This is a genomic window from Acinetobacter sp. NRRL B-65365 (assembly GCF_001605865.1).
GTDB lineage: Bacteria > Pseudomonadota > Gammaproteobacteria > Pseudomonadales > Moraxellaceae > Acinetobacter > Acinetobacter vivianii.
Map to the genome: position 1 here is coordinate 80313 of NZ_LRPD01000003.1, position 22007 is coordinate 102319.

23 protein-coding genes and 2 tRNA genes are annotated in these 22007 nt (G+C 42.3%); 14 read left to right on the forward strand and 11 right to left on the reverse strand.

The window, feature by feature from the left end; genetic code table 11:
• Nucleotides 1-4 precede the first annotated feature (4 nt).
• The 3 genes from AWW72_RS02070 (at nt 5) to AWW72_RS02080 (ending at nt 1247) form a co-directional block, all read left to right on the forward strand.
• Entirely contained in the window at nt 5-397 is a 393-nt protein-coding gene (locus AWW72_RS02070) for a DUF4870 family protein (protein ID WP_062846287.1), read from the forward strand.
• Nucleotides 398-530: 133 nt separating this feature from the next.
• Complete coding sequence (locus tag AWW72_RS02075) at nt 531-926, forward strand: DUF4870 family protein (RefSeq protein WP_062846288.1); 396 nt, start codon at nt 531-533, stop codon at nt 924-926.
• A 9-nt stretch (nt 927-935) separates the two neighbouring features.
• A complete protein-coding gene (locus tag AWW72_RS02080; protein ID WP_062846289.1) occupies nt 936-1247 on the forward strand; it encodes an antibiotic biosynthesis monooxygenase family protein in 312 nt (103 codons plus the stop codon).
• A 21-nt stretch (nt 1248-1268) separates the two neighbouring features.
• Here AWW72_RS02080 and AWW72_RS02085 read toward each other — a convergent pair whose 3' ends face one another.
• The gene (locus tag AWW72_RS02085; RefSeq protein ID WP_411800814.1) at nt 1269-2102 is read right to left on the reverse strand and encodes a DMT family transporter; all 834 of its coding nucleotides are present in this window, start codon (nt 2100-2102) and stop codon (nt 1269-1271) included.
• A gap of 157 nt (nt 2103-2259) precedes the next feature.
• Here AWW72_RS02085 and AWW72_RS02090 point away from each other — a divergent pair, with 157 nt between their 5' ends.
• Nucleotides 2260-2811: a helix-turn-helix domain-containing protein gene (locus tag AWW72_RS02090; protein WP_062846290.1), complete on the forward strand. Its 552-nt coding sequence runs from the start codon at nt 2260-2262 to the stop codon at nt 2809-2811.
• Between the two features lie 46 nt (nt 2812-2857).
• Here AWW72_RS02090 and hisA read toward each other — a convergent pair whose 3' ends face one another.
• From hisA to hisB, 5 genes are all read right to left on the reverse strand, one after another.
• Nucleotides 2858-3592, reverse strand: a complete 735-nt coding sequence (gene hisA, locus AWW72_RS02095) for a 1-(5-phosphoribosyl)-5-[(5-phosphoribosylamino)methylideneamino]imidazole-4-carboxamide isomerase (protein ID WP_004776138.1) — start codon at nt 3590-3592, stop codon at nt 2858-2860.
• A gap of 151 nt (nt 3593-3743) precedes the next feature.
• Nucleotides 3744-4415 carry a 3'-5' exonuclease gene (locus tag AWW72_RS02100; RefSeq protein WP_062846291.1) on the reverse strand — a complete coding sequence of 224 codons (672 nt, stop codon included), beginning with the start codon at nt 4413-4415 and terminating at the stop codon, nt 3744-3746.
• A gap of 88 nt (nt 4416-4503) precedes the next feature.
• Nucleotides 4504-5049 (reverse strand): DUF805 domain-containing protein, encoded by a 546-nt coding sequence (locus tag AWW72_RS02105; protein ID WP_004776134.1) that lies wholly within the window; start codon nt 5047-5049, stop codon nt 4504-4506.
• Nucleotides 5050-5203: 154 nt separating this feature from the next.
• Nucleotides 5204-5821: an imidazole glycerol phosphate synthase subunit HisH gene (gene hisH / locus AWW72_RS02110; RefSeq protein WP_004776132.1), complete on the reverse strand. Its 618-nt coding sequence runs from the start codon at nt 5819-5821 to the stop codon at nt 5204-5206.
• Entirely contained in the window at nt 5821-6414 is a 594-nt protein-coding gene (hisB, locus tag AWW72_RS02115) for an imidazoleglycerol-phosphate dehydratase HisB (protein WP_004776131.1), read from the reverse strand. Before hisB ends, hisH begins: the two co-directional genes overlap by 1 nt.
• A 104-nt stretch (nt 6415-6518) precedes the next feature.
• Between hisB and AWW72_RS02120 the strand changes: the two genes are divergently transcribed.
• From AWW72_RS02120 to AWW72_RS02135, 4 genes are all read left to right on the forward strand, one after another.
• Nucleotides 6519-6896 (forward strand): GNAT family N-acetyltransferase, encoded by a 378-nt coding sequence (locus tag AWW72_RS02120; RefSeq protein WP_004776129.1) that lies wholly within the window; start codon nt 6519-6521, stop codon nt 6894-6896.
• 106 nt (nt 6897-7002) lie between these two features.
• Nucleotides 7003-7078, forward strand: a tRNA-Phe gene (locus tag AWW72_RS02125).
• 141 nt (nt 7079-7219) lie between these two features.
• Nucleotides 7220-7295: transfer RNA gene (locus AWW72_RS02130), tRNA-Phe, on the forward strand.
• Between the two features lie 97 nt (nt 7296-7392).
• Nucleotides 7393-8124 (forward strand): class I SAM-dependent methyltransferase, encoded by a 732-nt coding sequence (locus AWW72_RS02135; protein WP_062846292.1) that lies wholly within the window; start codon nt 7393-7395, stop codon nt 8122-8124.
• 59 nt (nt 8125-8183) lie between these two features.
• Here the strand turns inward: AWW72_RS02135 and scpC are convergent, their stop codons facing one another.
• From scpC to ompR, 3 genes are all read right to left on the reverse strand, one after another.
• Nucleotides 8184-9698 carry a succinyl-CoA:acetate CoA-transferase ScpC gene (scpC, locus tag AWW72_RS02140; protein ID WP_062846293.1) on the reverse strand — a complete coding sequence of 505 codons (1515 nt, stop codon included), beginning with the start codon at nt 9696-9698 and terminating at the stop codon, nt 8184-8186.
• Between the two features lie 300 nt (nt 9699-9998).
• A complete protein-coding gene (locus AWW72_RS02145; protein WP_062846294.1) occupies nt 9999-11456 on the reverse strand; it encodes an ATP-binding protein in 1458 nt (485 codons plus the stop codon).
• A gap of 17 nt (nt 11457-11473) precedes the next feature.
• On the reverse strand, nt 11474-12238 hold the full coding sequence (gene ompR / locus AWW72_RS02150; RefSeq protein ID WP_004657337.1) for an osmolarity response regulator transcription factor OmpR: 765 nt from the start codon (nt 12236-12238) through the stop codon (nt 11474-11476).
• Nucleotides 12239-12666: 428 nt separating this feature from the next.
• Here ompR and AWW72_RS02155 point away from each other — a divergent pair, with 428 nt between their 5' ends.
• A complete protein-coding gene (locus AWW72_RS02155) occupies nt 12667-15012 on the forward strand; it encodes a Tex family protein (RefSeq protein ID WP_005260062.1) in 2346 nt (781 codons plus the stop codon).
• Between the two features lie 28 nt (nt 15013-15040).
• Here the strand turns inward: AWW72_RS02155 and AWW72_RS02160 are convergent, their stop codons facing one another.
• Nucleotides 15041-15418, reverse strand: coding sequence for a hypothetical protein (locus AWW72_RS02160; protein WP_062846295.1), 378 nt, complete (start codon nt 15416-15418; stop codon nt 15041-15043).
• Between the two features lie 367 nt (nt 15419-15785).
• On the opposite strand from AWW72_RS02160, the gene AWW72_RS02165 reads away from it, so the two are divergent.
• The 4 genes from AWW72_RS02165 to AWW72_RS02180 all read left to right on the forward strand — a co-directional run bounded on the left by AWW72_RS02165 (nt 15786) and on the right by AWW72_RS02180 (nt 20139).
• Nucleotides 15786-17975: a SulP family inorganic anion transporter gene (locus AWW72_RS02165; protein WP_062846296.1), complete on the forward strand. Its 2190-nt coding sequence runs from the start codon at nt 15786-15788 to the stop codon at nt 17973-17975.
• Between the two features lie 228 nt (nt 17976-18203).
• Nucleotides 18204-19034 (forward strand): AraC family transcriptional regulator, encoded by an 831-nt coding sequence (locus AWW72_RS02170; protein ID WP_062846297.1) that lies wholly within the window; start codon nt 18204-18206, stop codon nt 19032-19034.
• Nucleotides 19035-19111: 77 nt separating this feature from the next.
• Nucleotides 19112-19825, forward strand: a complete 714-nt coding sequence (locus AWW72_RS02175) for an AzlC family ABC transporter permease (protein WP_062846318.1) — start codon at nt 19112-19114, stop codon at nt 19823-19825.
• Complete coding sequence (locus tag AWW72_RS02180; RefSeq protein WP_004776114.1) at nt 19822-20139, forward strand: AzlD domain-containing protein; 318 nt, start codon at nt 19822-19824, stop codon at nt 20137-20139. Before AWW72_RS02175 ends, AWW72_RS02180 begins: the two co-directional genes overlap by 4 nt.
• 46 nt (nt 20140-20185) lie before the next feature.
• Here AWW72_RS02180 and AWW72_RS02185 read toward each other — a convergent pair whose 3' ends face one another.
• Nucleotides 20186-20941 carry an SDR family oxidoreductase gene (locus tag AWW72_RS02185; protein WP_062846298.1) on the reverse strand — a complete coding sequence of 252 codons (756 nt, stop codon included), beginning with the start codon at nt 20939-20941 and terminating at the stop codon, nt 20186-20188.
• A gap of 106 nt (nt 20942-21047) precedes the next feature.
• Here AWW72_RS02185 and AWW72_RS02190 point away from each other — a divergent pair, with 106 nt between their 5' ends.
• Nucleotides 21048-21932, forward strand: a complete 885-nt coding sequence (locus tag AWW72_RS02190; RefSeq protein ID WP_062846299.1) for a LysR family transcriptional regulator — start codon at nt 21048-21050, stop codon at nt 21930-21932.
• The last annotated feature ends 75 nt before the right edge of the window (nt 21933-22007 follow it).

Below are 22007 nucleotides of genomic sequence, written 5' to 3' on the forward strand. Positions count from 1 at the left end.
AAAAATGAATTATTCCGTTGATCAAGATCCAAATCGTACTTTGACTTTGGTGCTGTATGTGCTTTATATCATTGCGATTTTTTCTGGTGGTTTATTGGCGATTATTGCCTTGATTATTAACTATGTAAAACGTAGTGATGTACAAGGTTCGATTTTTGAAAGCCACTTTACTTGGCAAATTCGTACCTTCTGGTGGTATTTGGCTTGGAATATTATTGCCTTTATTCCGTTCTCGTTCCTGTTTTTAACCGGAGATAATGGTACTGCCTTTACGGGTGTGGCTATTTCTGCAACAACATTTGCTTTTGCAGTCATTTTTGGCGCATGGGTATGGATTGTCTATCGTGCGATTCGTGGTTTGATTGCCTTAAATGACAATAAACCGATGTACCAGTAAGTTATAAGCATCCGAAGGTTGATTAGTTGGTTTTAATCAGCCTTCTTTTTTATAAAAATGATTAAGTTGTAAATTATATTTTTATCACTTTGATTGAATTGAAAAACGAAGAAAAATTTAAAAGAGGGTTTTAATGGATCATGTTGTTGATCAAAAGGCATATCGCGGTCTGACCTATGTTTTATATATCTTTTATCTTATTTCAAGCTTCACGGGCGGCTTACTCGCCATCATTGCTTTAATACTGAATTATATCAAACGTAAAGAGGTTAAAGGAACGCTACTCGAGAGCCATTTTACTTGGCAAATCCGTACCTTTTGGTGGTGTTGCCTGTGGAATCTATTAACCCTAGCTGTATTTGCACTAGCACTATTTCATCAGGAACTCGGTATTCCATTTTCTGATGATCATGCATCTTCGGTATTTTTTATTGGATTGGCATTTTTATTTGCAGCATGGGCGTGGGCGGTGTATCGGAGCCTTCATGGCTTATTTTGTTTATATGACAATAAACCGATGTATGACTGAGGTTGGCCTATGATTATTGAACATGTTTATTTGAATATTAAAGCTGAACAGAGCGACGCGTTTGAAGCGGCTTTTCATCAGGCCAAATCGATTATTTATCCGATGGATGGGCTAAATGCAGTTCAACTGATTAAGCATACCGCAGGCGATGGTCGTTATATTTTAATGATCTTTTGGGACAGTATCGAGCATCATACTGAAGGATTCAGGAAGTCGGCAGCCTATCAGGAGTGGAAAGCGCTATTACATCCATTGTATGATCCGATGCCTACGGTCGAGTATTACCAGCCATGCATGCTGCTGAAAAAGAAAGAACCATAGAATTAATTGAAAGAGAGCGAGTTAGCTCTCTTTTTTCTTTTCAAAGAACTTAAATTTTAATTCGCTGACCAAAACACCCAATACCACCAGTAAACCACCGAATAACGCGAGCAAAGGTAAGCGTTCTCCTGCAATGCGTCCGATCACACCTGCCCAGACGGGTTCGCCTGCATAAATAATGGCAGCGCGTGCAGGATCAACCATGCGTTGTGCCCAGTTCATGACAAACTGGATTAAAGCGCTGGCGAGTCCCAATGCGACAGCAATGATGACCAGCCCCCAAGAAAAGGGTGGAATGCTATGTTCACCGACCAATGGCATACTGGCAAAGGACAAGAGAGACGCGACCATCAGTTGCACAACAGTGACTCGTCTCAGATTGACCTTTCCTGCAAAATAACCAATCAGGATAATCTCGAGTGCAATCACGAAGGCACAGGACAGCGTCAACATTTGTCCATAATTTAAATCAATGCTGGAAAAACCATTGCCTGTTAAAAATACCAAACCTGTAAATGCCAAGGCTGTTCCGACCCACGTCATGAGTGAAGGTCGTTTCTGAAAAATGGCCCACATCAGGATGGGAACCAAAGGCACATATAGCGCCGTTAAAAATGCCGACTCACTACTTAAGATGGTTTGTAAACCAATGGTTTGCGTACCATAACCAATTGCAATCATCAGACCGATGGCTGCACCCGCCAGTATTTCCTTAAAGGTTAAGCCTCGCATCGACTTTATTGAGATCAGGAAAATAGCCAAAGCGGCGACTGCAAAACGGCAGCCCACAAAAAACATCGGGGTACTAAAGTTCAGTGCGTATTGCACGGCTAAAAAAGTACCACCCCAAATCATGGTAATAAAAATCAGGGCAAATTGTGCGGCTTTAGGAGACTGGGATAAGGAGGCCAAAACAACGATCCTAAGAAAAGTGCAATATAATGCACATATTGCATTAGTTGGTCGATGTGTGCAATATATTGCGCAAGTTTTATTTTTATCATTGTGATTTATGAATCCATCCGATACTGTCCTGACCCATGTAGGAAAAAATATCCGCCATTTTCGGGATCAGGGCCATTTAAGCCAACAGGAACTGGCAGATCGGGCAGGGGTCAGTCGCCGTACCATTGCGGCTCTGGAAACAGGTCAGGTCAATATTAGTCTGGCGAAACTGGATGCAATTGCGGCAGTACTGGGAATTGATTTCAAGCGTATCGTCAGTGCACCTGAACTGGGTGAATCCGAAATCGTAAATACCTTGGCTTGGCAAGGAGAGCATCCGACCAGTCATGCCACACTGTTAGCCTCAGTTCCAGCGTATACACAAGTTGAGTTGTGGACGTGGTCATTGGCTGTTGGTGAGATTTATCATGCGGAAGCGGATCAAAAGGGCTGGCGAGAACTCATTTATGTGCTCGAAGGTGAGTTAAGTCTGGAATTTGAACAGGAAACACGAGTTGTTCAGGCAGGCGACTCTATTCTATTTGAAAGTTCGATTCGTTATTGTTATGTCAATCGGGGTACACAGCCATTAAAATTCATTCGTAATGTGCTGTATTAAATCAAAAGAAGTTATCTGGGCAGATAACTTCTTTTTTTATGCAAAATTAAAGACGGTTGTCTTCATCTAGCAATAATTGTGCTTCACGAAGGTTTAGGGTGCCTTCATAAATTGCACGGCCTGTGATCGCACCTAAAATACCTTTTTGGCCTTTCAAGTTGCGTACATCATCAAGGTTGGTCACACCGCCAGACGCGATCACGGGTAAGCCAGAATAGTCTGCCAGATTGACAGTCTGCTCAACGTTAACGCCTTGCATCATGCCATCACGGGCAATATCGGTATACACAATGCTTGATACGCCTGCATCTGCAAAACGTTTCGCAAGATCGGTCGCCTTGACGTCAGTAATATTGGCCCAACCATCAGTTGCTACCATGCCATTCATGGCATCGATACCGACAATAATACGACCTGCAAAACGCTTACATGCTTCTTCTACAAACTCAGGCTCTTTAACTGCCTTAGTTCCGATAATGACAAAAGAAACACCCGCTTCTAAATAATGCTCGATGGTTTCAAGTGAACGGATACCACCACCAATCTGGATTGGTAGTTCTGGCTGTGCACGTACAATCGCTTCAACCACAGGTTTATGAATCGGCGTGCCGGCAAAAGCACCATTTAAATCGACTAAATGTAAACGACGTGCGCCTTCATCCACCCAATGTTGTGCAGTTGCCACAGGGTCATCAGAGAAAACAGTATCGTCTTCCATACGTCCTTGTTTTAAACGGACACATTTACCATCTTTCAGGTCAATTGCTGGGATGATTAGCATACACCGCTCCTTGCGTCATCATAGAGTTTAAATTATTAGGGGCTTGTTGAACGTCCCTCTATGATTGCGACAAAGAAGGCAATTTAGCCTACAACGCAATGCATTTCTGAATGTTCAGCGTGCTCTATATTAGCAAAGTATTGATCAATCTCTAAGCCTTGTCTGTTGATCCTTCAAGTATTTTCATGATTTGTTGTTGTAATTGTGGTGTGAATCGGTGTTGCTGGTAAAGCTGTTCAAATACCAGCAGTGCTGCATAAGCGTCCGCTGCAGCATAACTGATTTGTTGAGGACTAAGACGTTTCACTGCCCAATTTGAGGTACTGATCTTTTTACTCTTGGCAAAATAACGCTGGAATAGTAGGGCAATCGCGGTTTGTACACCGACTTGGCTGCGATAACCAAAACTTGCAAAGCTTTTGGAAAGTTCAATTAATGAGGTGGGCTGGATATCTTTGCCACGGAAAATATGTGCGTCATTCTTGAGTCCAAAACCGACTTTGAGTTGCTGTTCATTTTCCAAAATGGGTTTTAAAAATGACAAAATTTCGGCACTGACTTGGAAAAGATAAACGGTATCGTAAGTTGCAAGCTGGATGACATGAGGCCCTGTCGATTTTTCTCCAACTCTAAAGGTCGGTTTCGATTCACTGTCAAAACCGAAGACTTGGATGGAGCTGAGTTGATCTTGCAGGGCCAAGCATTGTTCAAGCGTTTGAATGACAATAATCTTTTCTGAAACAAGGTTTTCAAAGGCAGGTAAGGCACGTATTTGTTCTTTGCTTAAAGGCGCTACTGCGTGTTGAGGTGTGTCCATCTGCATTCAAAACTCAAGTCATTTCTCTGAGCTTAAAGGGTTTTATTGAAATAAAAAAGCCAAGTCGAAACTTGGCTTAGCAAACATGACGTATTTATTTAGCTTGATTTATCTGTTGCTCAATCTGAGCTTGCTGGCTTCTTTGCACATACTCCTGATATGCAGGAACTGCACTGCCCACTAAGGCAAAAATGACGGCAAGTGGAATAATCACAATATAAATCCAGCCCAAGACTTTTTCCCAGCCAGCAGTTGCACGTACAGAACCAAATTTATTTGGCCCTTCTGTTCCTTTGGCACAGAGCAGATAAATAATGAAAATGAAATTTACTAAGGGGACAAGGGCTAATAACGACAACCAACCCGTTTGATTCCGGTCATGTAGACGACGAATGGTAAATACAAAAGAGAAATAGACGAACACGATATAAAGAATGATAAACAGAATAATTGCGAGGATTGGATAATCTTGCCCTTGTTCGAGATTGTCACCAGTCACGAGCACAGCGCCAAATGCCAAGACAAAAATGATAATCACTGCGGCGATTGAACTTAACAATGTCCAAGCTGCATAGGAAAGCCGACCAAAACGACCTTTAGGGCTTAGTGGATGATCCACGTTTTGAGTTGATGAATTCATTGTTATTCCTATTTAAGTGTTTTTATGGAGTTGTAAAACTGAAAAAATGTATTATGCATTAGAATATTAAAGAAATTTTTTAAATTAATACTTAAATTATTTTATATATAACAGACCAAGTCATAACAAAGGACTTGATCTGTATGTGTGAAGCTTAAATTTTCCATTCCACAAAATTTTTTAACAGCTGTAAACCAGCGGTATGACTTTTCTCTGGGTGGAATTGTGTTGCGAACAAATTGTCTTTATGAATCGCCGTACAGAAGTTCACGCCATAATCACAGGTTGCTGCCGTGACTGCTGCATCTTTTGGCTCAACATAATAACTATGCACAAAGTAGAAACGCGCATCTTGTTCAATGTTGTTCCACATTGGATGCTCTGGATCAAGCTGATGTACCTGATTCCAGCCCATGTGTGGCACTTTTAAATTCGGAATTTCAGGGAAATGTTTAACCACACCATCGAAAATGCCGAGCGCATCAACACCACCATTTTCTTCCGAGCTTTGTAGCAGTGCTTGCATACCTACACAAATTGCCAGAACAGGTTTATTGAAGGCTGCCTGACGTACCACCTCATCAATCCCTGCTTCACGCATACCTTGCATGCAGTCACGCATTGCGCCTACACCCGGAAACACAATCTTATCAGCTTTGGCAATCAGTTTAGGATCGTTGGTCACGTCCACTGTTGCACCGACATGCTCTAGCGCTTTTGCCGCAGAGTGCAGGTTGCCCATGCCATAATCAAGTAAAGCAATACGTGTCATTACAAGCTACCTTTGGTTGAAGCAATGGTATTTTCGGCACGTGGATCAACCTCACAGGCCATACGTAATGCACGTGCCAACGCTTTAAATACACTTTCAATCTGGTGGTGGCTATTTTTGCCTTTTAGGTTATCAATATGCAGTGTCATCAGTGCATGATTGACAAAGCCTTGGAAAAATTCCGAGAATAAATCGACATCAAAGCTACCAATGCGCGCACGGGTAAATGGAATATCCATAAATAAGCCAGGGCGACCAGATAGATCCACGACCACACGAGATAGTGCTTCATCTAAAGGTGCATAAAAATGCCCATAACGACGTAAGCCTTTTTTATCACCTAAAGCTTGTGCAAAGGCTTGTCCCAGTGTGATTCCGCAGTCTTCAACAGTATGATGGTCATCGATTTCCAGATCACCATCGCAATGAATGTCGATATCAAATAGACCATGACGCTTGATTTGATCAATCATATGGTCTAAAAATGGAACTCCAGTGTTGAGTGTGCCTTGACCAGTACCATCGAGATTGAGACGAACTCGAATTTTTGTTTCGTTGGTATTTCTTACCACTTCACTGATACGTTGCGTCATGGACACGTTCCTCAAAAAACGTCAAAAATGATTGAATTAAAAACCAATAGTTTCGCTGTGACGAAAAAGTGACAGCATCATAGTTTGCTCAGGAGGGTTAATCAATGCCTATTACCGTACATGCTTACAGTTCTCTGGAAGATTCAGGAATTCGTACTCAGCTAGAGCGACTTTACGATACCAGCCCAGAGTTTGGTGACGGGCAAGATGCAATGGAACAACTTGAACAAAATCTACAGCAATATACCACAGTTTACACTGCTGAATTTAACACCAAAATTATAGGTGCAATTTGGGCGACAGGACAAGGTGAAAGCCGTGTTCTGGAATATATTGTGGTACATCCAGCCAATCGTGGTCGTGGTGTTGCAGAACGTCTGGTTGAAGAGGTTTGCCGTATGGAAGAAGCGCAGGGCGTGCAACAGTTTGAACCAGGTTGCGGGGCGATCCATCGTTGTCTGTCGCATCTCGGTAAAATCTAAAAAGCGACCTTAAAATTAAGCTTTGTAGCAAAATTAAGCGCTTAAACGAAAAATCCACAAATTTGCTTGACGGGCTTAGACAAACATTGTTTAATACGCCCACTTTGGCGTGATAGCTCAGTAGGTAGAGCAACGGATTGAAAATCCGTGTGTCCCCAGTTCGATCCTGGGTCTCGCCACCATAAATTTGTATTTTCAATCCCTGATCCCATCAGGGATTTTTTTTATCTCAAAAAATGATTGCGTGAAAAATGGGCAATCAAATCAAAAGCTCATGATAATTATTGACTATTGGGCCGAGATACGGCTTAATACACCCCATTGGCGTGATAGCTCAGTAGGTAGAGCAACGGATTGAAAATCCGTGTGTCCCCAGTTCGATCCTGGGTCTCGCCACCATATTCAAAAAGCCTCAAACGAAAGTTTGAGGCTTTTTTTATTGCTTCAATATTTTGCTATATTGAGGTTAAGTAGAAGAATTGAAGAATAACATCGCATGAAAGATCTGTTTTCGGCGCAAAGTGAACTTTATCAACAGGCGCGACCAACTTATCCACAAACGCTCATAGATAGCTTAATTAAGCAGCTCCAAGGTTTTGACTGCGCATGGGACTGTGGTGCAGGTTCAGGACAATTAACGCGGCTGATTGCGCCGTATTTTCAACAGGTGATCGCAACTGATCTGAGCCAGAACCAGCTCGATCAGGCGCCTGCCTTGAGTAATGTTAGCTATTTACAGCAAGCTGCGGAGCAGTGCACTTTTCCAGATCATCATTTTGACTTGATTACCGTTGCGCAGGCGATTCACTGGTTTGACTTTGAAAAATTCTACGCACAAGTGAAGCGCACGCTCAAACCAGATGGTGTGATTGCAGTGATTGGTTATGGCTTGTTAGCGCTTGATGACGCGCTTTTGAATGATCGGATACGACAACTTTATTCTCAGACCTTACACGGCTTCTGGGATGCAGAGCGGCGCTATATTGATGAGCATTATCAAACGATTCCATTTCCTTTTGAGGAAATTCCAATGCCGCAGTTTCAGATTGAACTACGTTGGACAGGACAGCAGTTGTGGGACTATCTCAATACTTGGTCTGCGATAAAACATTACCAAGATCAAATGCGAGTCAGTGCTTTAGCGGATTTACAGGATATCCTGCTGATCCAGCAACCGATGCAGGTCACTTTTCCTATTCTGCTGAGAGTGGGGCGGCAAAGTATTTAAAAGACTGATAATAAAAAAGCATGCCGAAGCATGCTTTTTGATGAAGAACCAAGGAGATATTAAGCTGATTTAGCAATATCTACAGGCGCTAACATCTGACCTGTCTCTTCAAAGTTGGCATGCCAAGACAATGCCTCACGCAGAATATGTGGCGTATGGCCGCCACGTTCGCAAGCACGGTCAAAGTAATCGTTGAGTGCACCTTGATAAAGTGGGTGTACACAGTTGTCGATAATCACACGCGCACGTTCACGTGGTGCCAAGCCGCGTAAATCAGCTAGACCCACTTCGGTGACCAGAATATCAACATCATGTTCATTATGGTCGACATGGCTGACCATCGGCACGATCGATGAAATATCGCCACCTTTGGCAATGGATTTGGTTACGAAGATCGCAAGGTGAGCATTACGGGCAAAGTCACCTGAACCGCCGATACCATTCATCATTTTGGTACCACAGACATGTGTTGAGTTCACGTTACCGTAAATATCAAACTCAAGCGCAGTGTTAATCCCGATAATCCCTAAGCGACGTACGATTTCAGGATGGTTGGAAATTTCTTGTGGACGTAACACCAGCTTGTCTTTGTATTTTTCAAGATTGCCAAAAACACGTTCGCCACATTGAGCTGATAAAGTAATTGAGCTACCTGAAGCGAACTTCATTTTGCCTGCATCAATCAATTCAAAGGTACAGTCTTGTAGTACTTCGGAATACATTACCAGATCTTCAAAGTTTGAATCTTTAAGACCGGTTAAAACGGCATTGGCAATTGAACCAATCCCTGCTTGTAATGGACCTAAGTTCTTCGCTAAACGGCCTTCAGCCACTTCTTTTTCAAAGAATTTAATTAAGTGATTCGCAATACCTTGAGTTTCAGCATCAGGTGGGGTCACGGTAGATGGAGAATCTGCGGTGTCATTCAATACGATACCGACGATTTTCGCTGGATCGATTGGAATTGCAGTTGAGCCAATACGGTCATCCACTTTCGTTAATGGCAGTGGGGTACGTGTTGGACGGTAAGTCGGGATATAAATATCGTGCAGACCTTCGAAGTTTTCGCTAAGAGAAGTGTTGATTTCAACAATCACTTTTTCTGCGAAAATCGCAAAGCTCGCAGAGTTCCCTACAGAAGTGGTTGGAACAATATGACCTTCTTCGGTAATCGCAACCGCTTCAATCACCGCAACATCTGGGCGTTTCAATTGCTGGTTACGCATTTGCTCAACGGTTTCAGATAAATGCTGGTCAATAAACATCACTTCGCCGTTGTTGATGGCACGACGTAAAGTATTGTCGACCTGAAATGGCATACGACGAGCAAGTACACCTGCTTCCGTCAATTGCTTGTCTAAGTCATTGCCGAGGCTTGCACCAGTAATTAACGTGATTTTTAACGGACTTTTCTTGGCTTGTTCAACCAATGCCTGAGGAACAGCTTTTGCCTCACCTGCACGGGTAAAACCGCTCATACCTACCGTCATATCATTTTTAATAAAGCTGGCAGCCTGTTCTGCACTCATCACTTTGTCGTGTAGAGCTGCAAGGCGAATACGACTTAAAGACATCATCCATTCTCAATTTTGCTTTTCATTGGGTATGGATTTTAGCGCTAAAACATGAAAAGTGAATTGAAATAAGGCTAAGGTCTAATACAGCTGCATACGCTTTATGCACTTATGTTTCAGCCTGATTTTTAGATACGAGATAGCTGATTGAATTTAGAAGAAAAAAGATAAAGGTGAGTTGAATAAATCAAGTTGTAACAAGTGTATCGAATGGATAGAAAGTCGCCGATTTTATGGTGATTAAATAGGCGACTTTAGTCTAAATCAACATAATTTATGCGATTGATTCAGCATTTTGGTTTAGAAATGTCCTGTAAGAGTCTGCTTGATCTTATCAATGGCATTATTCGGTGATTCGGTTGCTGGTGCAGCCGTTGGAATAGGGAGCGAAATCACCACTTCCAAGCCACCTTGTTCACGATTACGAATATTGATCTGGCCTTGATGGATGTCGACAATACGTTTCACAATTGCCAGTCCAAGTCCGCTACCTTGAATGGTGCGTGCAGAATTACCGCGTACAAAAGGCTGCATCAGTTCTTCGACCTGATCAGGTGGAATACCTTCACCATGATCGGCGACGGTAATCAGGATATGATCATCGACATGACTGGCAGACAGTTCAATCGGTTCTGCACCATAACGCTTGGCATTATTGATTAGATTGGCAATGAGGCGTTTCAGCGACAAACTACGGGCAGCAATGATCGGCAGTTCTTGTACTTCAAAACGAATATCTAGTGGTTTGAATTGCACCACCAGTTCTTGCAACAGGCTATTCAGATTGGTCTCTGTGAGTTCTTCATCGGAACCATCACGCATATAGGAAATGAACTGATTCAGAATCGCGTCCATATCATCCACGTCGTAGATCAGACCTTCACGGAAAAACTCATCAGGTAGCATTTCAGCGGTTAAGCGAATACGGGTCAGCGGTGTACGTAAATCATGCGAAATACCTGCCAGCATAATTTGACGATCACGCTCGGTTTGCTCCAGTGTATACACCATATGGTTAAAGGCCTGATTGACCTGACGGATTTCGAGCGGGCCATGATTGGTATCGAGGTAGGGGGCTTTCCCTGTTTTACTATAATTATTCGCGGTATTTTGCAATCGACGTAAAGGTCGATTCATTTGGCGAACCAGAATTAAAATAATGATAGAGGATACAATCGGGACACCAAATAGCCAGCCTGCAATCAGCTCAACACTATAGTTGGTATAGGTTTTGAGAGGTTCTCTGACCCAGTTACCATCCATTTCTGGAGTTTGAATCCAGATCCGTGGAATGGGTTTAAATTTAAAATAAACAGTAACGTCTTTAACGCCCAGCTCTTTCGCCAGTTTTTCTTCAATCTGGTTGGTAAACAGTTCGGCTAGGAATTTATCTTCAACTTTGGGAAATTCTTTAGGATCAGTTACATATTCAATGCCGATACGATTTTTTAACCATGTATCGACATCCACTTCGCTATCACGATGCAAAATACGGATATCTGGATTGTTGACCAGTTCCAGCTCAATCGCAAGATAGCGGGCATGTTGCTGTAATTCAGGAAGATAAAGCGTTCGCCAAAAGAACCACAAGGACATAAACAGGCTAAAAAACACCATGAACAAGACCAGAATGGTGGTGCGCATGGCAGCAGAACGCGGTTTAATTTTATCTAAAAAACGTTCCCATTTGGTTCGGGGCCTTTCGGAATAAGCCGCGAACTCGGTAAATTCTTGTGGATCAATTGGTTCAAGTTTCAATGTTTAATTTCCTGAACTTACTCTGCGCCATCTGGAACAAAAACGTAACCCACACCCCAAACGGTCTGGATGTAACGTGCGCGGGCAGGGTTATCTTCAATTAAACGACGTAAACGCGAAACTTGGACATCGATTGAACGCTCCATTGCACCCCATTCACGGCCACGCGCTAGATTCATCAATTTGTCGCGTGTTAACGGCTCACGAGGGTGCTGAACGAGAGCTTTCAATACCGCAAACTCACCTGTAGTCAACGTCACTACCTGACCTTCACGGGTCAAGGTACGTGTAGACAGGTCGAGTGACCAAGGGCCAAAGCTGACCACTTCAACTTGCTGACTTGGTGCACCAGGTACTTCACGCACTTGGCGACGTAGTACCGCACGGATACGGGCAAGTAACTCATTTGGGTTAAACGGTTTTGGCAGGTAATCGTCTGCACCCGCTTCAAGGCCCGCAATACGGTCAGAATCGCTACCGCGTGCGGTGAGCATGATAATTGGCGTGTCAATATTAGACTGACGTAAGCGACGACAAATACTTAAACCATCTTCTACAGGGAGCATAAAATCAAGCACGATTAGAGAGAATAGTTCACGTTGTAGTAAACGATCCATCTGTGTCGCATCATGAGCAGTTTTTACGACGAAACCTTTATCTTCGAGGAAACGTTGTAAAAGCGTACGCAAGCGCACATCGTCATCAACCACTAAAATGCGTTCGACCCGGTCTGTCTCATGGTGTACGGTTTCCGTCGATTCAGCAGGTACAACTAAACTCATGATTGTGCTCCTTTATCGTTTATTGTCATCGTCTTTATGCAATGCGAGTGTGAAATATCTATAGACCTTCGAGTATACGATTCATTGCACAGTTTTGGCTATGTTATAAAGCAACAAATATTGCCAATAAAATCAAGAGATAGATACCAAATATATACAGGCAAAATCATGACAATCAACCTATTTTTCAATATTTAGGCAGAAAAAACAGCTTGTTTTGGAAACATTCAGCGATTTGCATAAAAGTTTGCATAAAAGATAAGGGGGCTGATTTTGTTAAAAACCCTGTGCATAATGACGAAATAAAGCGCTATGTTTAAAATTTATACGCAGCGAAAACACAATATTCAAAAAAACAATGGTGGATTTTATAGCCATGAACTTTATAATCATTGCTTTTAGACTTAACCCTTGTGGAATCAATCACGATGACTGACTTAGTTCAGCAGTTGGCAAATGAACTTGCCGTACGTCCAAACCAAGTAGAAGCTGCTATTCGTTTAATTGATGAAGGTGCTAGCGTTCCTTTTATTGCACGTTACCGTAAAGAAGTCACGCAAGGCTTAGACGATACGCAATTACGTCAACTCGATACACGTTTAACTTATTTACGTGATTTATACGAGCGTCGTGAGAAGGTAATTCAATCTTTACAAGAACAAGATAAATTAAGCGATGATTTATTAGCACGTGTAAATGCGGCTGAAACGAAAAATGCATTAGAAGAAATTTATGCACCTTATCGTCCAAAACGCACCAGCAAATCATTTAAAGCAAAAGAAGCTGGTTTAGGGCCAATTGCTGAAAAAATTCTTGCAGATCAAATTGATCCTGCTGAAGCTTTGGCTGGTTTTAGTCATGAAGACTATCCAGATACTGAAAGTCAGCTCGATGCAATCCAGCATATCCTGATTGATGACTGGGCACAAAATATTGCCTTAACCACTGAATTAAAACAAACTTTTGCTAAAACTGCAGTATTGAAAAGTGCAGTCGCTTCTGATGAGAAAAAAGAAGTGGGCAAGAAATTCCGTGATTATTTTGAATTTTCTGAAAATCTCAATAAAGTGCCTTCACATCGTTTATTGGCGATGTTACGTGGCCGTCAGGAAAATGTACTGGGCTTGAAAGTGGATGGTGAAGATGATGCACCATTGGCACGTATCGAGACAGAATATAATCTTGAGCAGCTTCAACCACAAAGCCGTCAGGATTATTTAAAGCAAACCGCTAAATTATTCTGGTTGGGTAAAATCCGTCCGCAAATTGAACATTCATTATTAACAGATAAGCGTTTAGCTGCTGAAGCTGAAGCGATGGATGTCTTTGCTGAAAACTTACGTCATTTATTGCTTTCTGCACCTGCAGGCAGCCGCACGACTTTAGGTGTGGATCCTGGTATCCGTACGGGCGTGAAACTTGCTGTCGTGAGTGATGCAGGGGATGTACTGGCGCATAGCACTATTTACCCATTTGCACCAAAAGAAGATAAAGAAGGTTCGCTTGCAGAACTTGCTCGTTTATGCCGAGAGTTCCACGTGGAACTTATTGCAATTGGCAACGGAACTGCAAGTCGTGAAACCGAAGCTTTGGTTGCAGAAATGATGGCGGCCAATGCAGATTTGAAATTGACGCGTATTACCGTAAGTGAAGCGGGTGCATCAGTTTATTCTGCAAGTGAGCTGGCTTCACAAGAGCTTCCAGAACTTGATGTGTCGATTCGTGGTGCAGTTTCAATTGCACGCCGTTTGCAAGATCCATTGGCTGAACTTGTTAAAATTGATCCAAAATCAATTGGTGTAGGTCAATATCAACATGACGTGAATCAGACTGGTTTGGCAAAAACACTGGATGCAGTGGTTGAAGACTGTGTGAACGCTGTTGGTGTAGATGTGAATACAGCTTCTCCTGCAATTCTTGCTTATATTGCAGGTCTGAATAAATCGATTGCACAGCAAATCGTGGAATACCGTAAAGAAAACGGTCGTTTTGATAACCGTCAGGCATTGAAAAAAGTACCACGTTTAGGCGAACGTACTTTTGAACAATCAGCAGGTTTCTTACGTGTTCAAAATGGTTCAGAGCCATTGGATGCATCTGCTGTTCACCCTGAAAGTTATGGCTTGGTGGAAAAAATTGTTGCGGCAAAAGCAACTACGGTAAAAGACATTATTGGCAACACTGAAATCATTCGCCAAGTGAAGGCAGATGAGTTTGTTGATGACAAATTTGGTTTACCGACTATTCAGGACGTTTTAGCTGAATTGGAAAAACCAGGCCGTGACCCACGTCCAGAGTTCCGTACTGCGAAGTTCCGTGAAGACATTACTGAGGTTGCTCAACTGACTGAAGGCATGCAGCTTGAAGGTGTGGTAACCAATGTGACCAACTTCGGTGCTTTCGTTGATGTGGGTGTACACCAAGATGGTTTAGTCCATATCTCTGAACTTGCTAATGAATTTGTATCTGATCCACATAAAGTAGTGAAACCAGGTCAAATCGTACAAGTACGTGTGATGCAGGTTGACGTGGAACGTAATCGTGTCAACTTGAGTATGCGTGCAGAAGGTTCTGCACCAGCGAAAGCAGCGCGCCCGCAACGTGCTCCGCAAGAGCGTACTGAGCGTAAGCCACAGGGTCAACGTCCACCACGCAAAGAAGGTGACTTTAAACGCCCACAACATAACAAGCCGAAATCTGATAAACCTCAAGAGCAAAAAATTGGTGGTTTAGGTGCGTTGTTATTACAAGCTGGGATTAAAGGTTCTAAATAAGTTGTATTAAGTCTTTAATCTAAACCTCTCAGAAATTCTGGGAGGTTTTTTTTCGCCATACGTACCATACAAAAAAAGTCAGAATGACTAAACTAAATGGATAAAAGAACGCACCATTCTCCCGTTCAGTAAGCGTAGGCTGAGCATTGTTTAACTGTCGGATATCTATGGTTTTATAGTCATCTAATACTGAAGGAAATAATACATATTCTCTTGTGGTCTCTTTAAATGTAGAAGTAGATTTATAACTCAAACCTACTAATATTGGAGTTTGATCGCTATATATAGCTAATTCTTTTTCACCTATCTTCCAAGGAAAAATCAGCCCTAAAAATGGTGTAATGATTGCTAGAATTAAGCCAGCTAAAGCGCCATATTTAAGTAGTTTCTTTAGTAACTCTTTCATTTTAAAAAGTCTAATGTGAAGGCTATGATATACGAGCCCTACTTTAGTGATTCCTCATTAATAAACAAGTATGACAATCTGATTTTGCTTGATCACAAACATGTATTTTCTATTTCTTATAAATTTATTTTTACTCAGTTATTTCCAATCTATTAAAAAGATTTTCAAAACAAATTTACATCCAAGATGAGGTGAATCTTAAGATCAACAAAAATAGGTTTAAATCGATAAATAAATATACAACGTTATAACGTAACCAAACTTTAAACCTCGCACTTTGTCAGACAATATCATGCAAGCCTTAAAGTAGGGAAAAACACTTTCAGGCAGTAAAAATTAATTATTTTTTATTATAAATGGTTGCCTTATGACAAGTTTAACACTGAAAAATAGATTCCATTTAAATGACCTCCTCTCCGGAGTTGTCGTTTTTCTCGTGGCCTTGCCTTTATGTCTAGGTATTGCTTTAGCCTCTGGAGCGCCCATTATTTCAGGCATTATTGCTGGAATTGTTGGCGGCATTATTGTCGGGCTGCTGAGTGGCTCTCACATCAGCGTTTCGGGTCCGGCAGCAGGACTGACTGCGGTCATTCTGGTACAACTGGATCAATTAGGCGGCAATTATGCCGCTTTTTTATTGTGTATCGTCTTTGCCGGGATTTTACAGATTTTATTTGGGCTCTTTAAATTGGGCTTCTTTGCAAATTTTATTCCCAATAATGTGATCTTGGGATTACTGGCTGCAATTGGCGCAATTCTGATAGTAACTCAATTGCCTTATTTATTCGGTTTATCCAACTTTTCTTGGGATATGTTATGGACCAGTACACCGAGTGACTTGGTTCAGCATTTTGATCTGGGCGCTGCCTTAATAGGTCTGCTGAGCCTATTTTTGATTCTAGCTTGGGATAGCAGTCCATTGAAAAAACTGGCTCTACCATCTGCCTTGATTGCTGTTGTACTGGCTGCTGGTTTAAATTTTATTTTAATTCATATTGGTTCGCCGTGGGCGGTGCAAACCGATAACCTGATCCAATTGCCTAATATCTTAGAGGCGCCTCAAGAGGTGCTGGTTTTCCCTGACTTTACTTATCTGGCTGAGCCATTGATTTACACTGGTGCGGTCACTTTAGCCATCGTGGCTTCATTAGAAACATTATTGAATCTGGAAGCGGCAGATAAACTGGATTCACAAAAAAGATCGTCTCCACCCAATCGTGAGTTGTGGGCACAAGGGGCGGGCAATATTGTGTCGGGTTTGATTGGTGGAATGCCAGTGACATCGGTGATTGTACGCAGCTCGGTCAATGCCAATACAGGCGCACGTAGTAAATGTTCTACCATCATTCATGGGGTACTTTTGTTATTGGCGGTCTTGTTCTTTGTGCCATTGATGAACATGATTCCGCTATCTGCGCTGGCTGCTATTTTGATTTTGACGGGTTTTAAGCTTACTCATCCAAAATTATTTAAGCAGTTATATCAGAAAGGCTGGAAACAGTTCTTACCTTTTATTATTACGCTGGTTGCAATTTTACTGACAGATTTATTGACTGGCATCGTAATCGGTTTGCTGACCAGTAGCGGCTTCATTCTCTATGGTAATTTTAATAAAGGCGTACGGGTTTATAAAGAAAAGCATTTGCATGGCATCGTGACACGTATTGAATTACCTTCACAAGTGACCTTTTTGAACCGTTCTGCATTGATCTCAGCCTTGGAACATGTGCATAAACATCAGCAGTTAATTATTGATGCAACTCAGTGTGATTCGATTGATCCAGATATTTATCAAGTGATTCAGGACTATCAGAATGAAACTGCCAGTAAACGTCAGATTGATCTAAAGCTCATCGGATTTAAGCAACATTATCAGGATGTCGATGAAGCAGCATTGGATATTTATATCAGTACCCGAGAACTGCAACGTAAATTAAGCCCGCAAGAAGTGATCGCATTACTCAAAGAGGGAAATGAACGTTTTGTGAAAAATGAACGTCTGCAACGGGATATTTATCGCCAGATCCGAGTGACTGCGGATGAAGGACAGCACCCGATTGCAGCGGTACTGGGCTGTATGGACTCGCGTGCCCCGACCGAGATGATCTTCGATGTCGGTATTGGCGATTTATTCAGTTTAAGAATTGCTGGGAATATTGCTGGGCAAAAAGTACTAGGTTCGCTTGAGTTTGCCTGTCAGGCCAAAGGTTCCAAGGTGATTCTGGTTTTGGGCCATACCGATTGTGGTGCTGTCACCAGTGCCTGCCAATTACGTTTGCAGCATAAACAGGTTGCCGATGTCCCAGAGATGCCACATATTCAGTATGTACTGGGACCGCTGATGCATTCGGTCGACAGTGTCTATGACATCATGCAGCCGCGTGATTTGAGTAAGGCCTTTATCAATCAGGTGACGGCGATGAATGTTCACTACAATATTCAATACATCATTACCCATAGTCCAGTATTGAGAGAGATGCTGGAGCGAGGTGAAATTGCAATTGTCGGGGCAATTTATGATGTTAAAACAGGTCATGTCGAGTTTCTGGATAGCTGATCTTTAAAGCTAAAAAAGCGCCTGTTATGAGGCGCTTTTTTTATTTGCGCTGTGATAGATCTATTTTTTGTCTCTTGAATTGGAATTTTATCGAGTGAAAAGGAGAATAAAGTCTTACGCAATTTTGTCTTAGGCGTAGAATAGCCTGAATAAACAGCAATTTTATTCTATAAATTTCATTCAATCGCGCTAACCTGACATGATGCAAAAAATTCAAAGGAGGTCGTGATGTCGCGTAGACCTCGGGAACAAGTTGATTACTTACACCTAGAAGAACTGGGTGGGCTGGAAATGCTGAAAGCAAGTTACTATCAGCAGGAGTTTTCACGACATGTTCATGAAGGATTTTGTATTGGTGTGATTGAAGAGGGTGCACAACGCTTTTATCGTACAGGCGGCAATCATGTAGCACCACAGGGCGATATTATTCTGGTCAATGCCGATGAAGTGCATACGGGATCTTCGGCTGTCGACACGGGTTGGCGTTATCGGGCGATTTATCCGACGCCTGAAGTGTTTAATGAACTTACTCGAGATTTGGCCACTGTTCATGGCACTGCGCCGTGGTTTCGTGAAGCAGTCCTGCATGATGAAGGTTTGGCTCAACAATTCCGCATATTATTTGATTTACTTGAACAACCGAATAATACCTTATTAAAACAGACCTTATTCTTGTCTACGATTGCATGGCTGGTGTCCAAATACAGTCAGGTCAAACCGCATGTGACCGACTTGAGCAATGCCAAGCAACGAATCCTCAATATTAAAGAACTGATGGCAAGTATGCCTGAGCAAGAGTTTTCCTTGGCTGAGCTGGCAGAAATGGCCAATCTGAGCCAGTGGCATTTCTTGAGACAATTTAAAAAGCATGTCGGATTGTCACCGCATGCATGGTTGGTACAGGCGCGTTTGCAGAAATCGCAAAGATTATTAAGACAAGGACTGAATTTATCTGAAGTATCACAGCAATGTGGTTTCTCGGATCAAAGTCATTTTAGTCGTCATTTCCGTCAGACCTTTGGTATTACCCCCGGCGGTTATATTGCCTATCTCAAATAAAACAGCAATTTTATACAATTCTCCTGAATCAAATTTTGGCATAGTCACACTGTCTTTGATCAACGATTGTGATTTTGATGTTAACTGACAGCGTAACTGATGACACACCCATGACCGTAACGCGGGCATTTTTTAATGGTGTCGTCAAAATATTGCCGTTGTGTTTTGCCGTGTTACCGTGGGGTTTACTTGCAGGTTCTATGGCAATTCAGGCTGGGCTAACCACCTTACAGGCGGTGGGGATGTCGGCGCTGGTCTTTGCAGGTGCAGCGCAATTAATGACTTTAGGTATGGTGATGGCAGGGACACCTGCCTTAACGATCATCATCTCCGTCTTTTTAATCACGACCCAGCATTATCTATATGCACTCTATCTCCGTGAAGATATTTCCAGACAGCCTTTAAAGCATCGTCTCATGTTGGGCTTTTTACTGACCGATGAACTCTTTGCCGTCAGTATTAAAAAACAGCAGCACTATATATATTACTTGCTGGGTGCAGGCAGTTGCTTTTATCTATGCTGGGTCTTGTTCAGCCTGTGTGGTGTATTGTTGGCAGCTTCGGTGCCCAATCTGGATCAATATCATTTAGATTTCTCTATTGTTGCTACCTTTATTGCCATCGTGATTCCGTTTATTAAGAACCTGAATACACTGGTGGGAGTATTGGTATCCGTGATTCTGACCATCATTTTCTTGAGTCTAGGCATTAAAAGTGCAGCGATCTTGGCTGGTGTGATTGGCATGTTGACGGCAACCTGTTTACAGAATCTGCGGGAGCGTGCGGCATGAGTTGGTTTCTTCTGATTATTCTGGCAATCGTCGTATTCATGAATCGCTATATTCTGCTGGAACCGAATATTCCATTACGTTTACCGAAATGGTTCCAACAGTCTTTACAGTATTCTGCGCCGTGTTTATTGACCGCGATTGCAACGCCGATAGTGTTTATGGATGAGCATGGTGCTTTTCGTAGCACCTTACTCAATCCCTATTTTCTGGCGACGCTGCTGACCATTGTAATTGCCTACAAGGTGAAGCATACCTTACTGACAATTATCTTGAGTCTGGCATGTTTTTACGGGTTGGTATTTTGGTTGCATTAAATGCTTGGGCTGTTAAATAAAGTGCCCAAGCATTTCATTTCTGGAGTTAGCGAGTGGTATAACCGCCATTTGCGAAAATGGTTTGGCCTGTAATCCACCAGCCATCTGTCACCAGAAAACGAACCAGAGGTTCAATATCTTCAATTTGGGTCAGTCCACCTAAGGCTGACGCAGACTTATGATAAGCCACGGCTTCTGGTGCTTCCTGACCATAGAAAAATGGCGTATCCATTGGGCCAGGTGCAACCGCAGTCACCGAAATGCCACGCTCGCCAAACTCTTTCGATGCAGCTCGGGTGTAGTGTTCTACTGGTGCTTTTAAGCCTTCATAAGTTGAATAAAGGCCCGTATAGGCAGCAAGTAAACTGGTCACAATGGTACAGATTTTTCCGTGCGGATTGAGATGACGACCTGCGGATTGAATGAAGAAATAAGCAATTTTATTGTTAATATCGTTCATCCCGTCAAACTCTTGTTCCGTGGTGTCCAGATATGCTTTTTTCAGGACACGCCCAACGGTATTGATAGCAATATCAACGCCAGCAAATTCTGCTTTGGCTTTAACAAAGAGTGCTTCAATATTCTGGATATCGGATAAATCTGCTTGCACCAAAATTGCTTTTGCCCCGAACGCCTGCACGGCCTTTAAAGTTTCTTCTGCATCCGCTTGCGTTGCCGCACTATTATAATGAATGAGTAAGTTTGCACCTTGTTCAGCAAACTTACGTGAAATTAAACCACCTAAGTTTTTGGCACCGCCCGTAATCAATACGGTTTTTCCTTTTAGAGCATGCTTTGACATTGATTTATCCTCGTCTTGTTTTGTATGAAAATCATGCTAATTGAATTTTTTTGTTTGAAATAGTTGTTAGGATTGAACTGATTGTGCAACAAAGTTGAATAATAAAATGGATAAGATTGACCGCTTAAAAATCTTTTGTTTAGTGGCAGAGAAGCAATCTTTTGCACAGGCTGCACTGCAACTGGGGTTGCCACGTTCTAATGTGACCTACGCAATACAAGCGCTTGAAAAAGAATATGAAGTGCTATTGTTCTATCGAACTACACGCAAAGTGTCTTTAACGCATGAGGGGAGTCTATTTTATGAGGAGGCGATGCGTCTGGTGACGCAATTAAAAGAGCTCAATCGGTTTAAAGCTCATGTGCGTAGTGCAGAAGGCAAGATCAGTATTGGCTTACCCAAACGGTTGGCGACACAGGTATTGATTGCTCACTTACTACATTTTTATCAGCGTTATCCCAAAGTCAAAGTGTTGGTCAATGGCAGTGATGATTTTTCCAATTTGATTGAGCAGCAACTCGATTGTGTGGTGCGGGTTGGGCAGGTGCAGGATGAATATCTACTGATTCGACCCATCACACAGACCCACATCTGGACATTAGCGGCACCGAATTATCTATCCGAATTTGGTGAGCCAAAGAGCTTTGAGGAACTCCAGCAGCATTACGCTGTGGACTATCATGTGGCGAAACATTATCGGGAATGGAGCGAATTGGTATTTCGGGATCAGCGAATAAAAATGCCGTATCGTTTATTGATTGAAAATACCGAAGCCTATATTCAGGCCGGCTTAGCAGGGATTGGTATTATCCAGATTCCTGAATTTGATGCTGCACCATATGTACAACAAGGAAGATTACAGCGCTTATTTATCGAAGTCCCAAGTTTGCAATTGCCAGTGAATATTTTGTTGACGGACCGTCAGTATCGCCCTAAATATTTTCAGGATTTTATTGAATGGCTGGATGAATTATTAAAAAGTCAGCTTTAGGCAATCACCTCAACTCAACTTTTATCTGAATAAAGCTTAAATGTTCAGGCAATAAAAAAGCATACCGAAGTATGC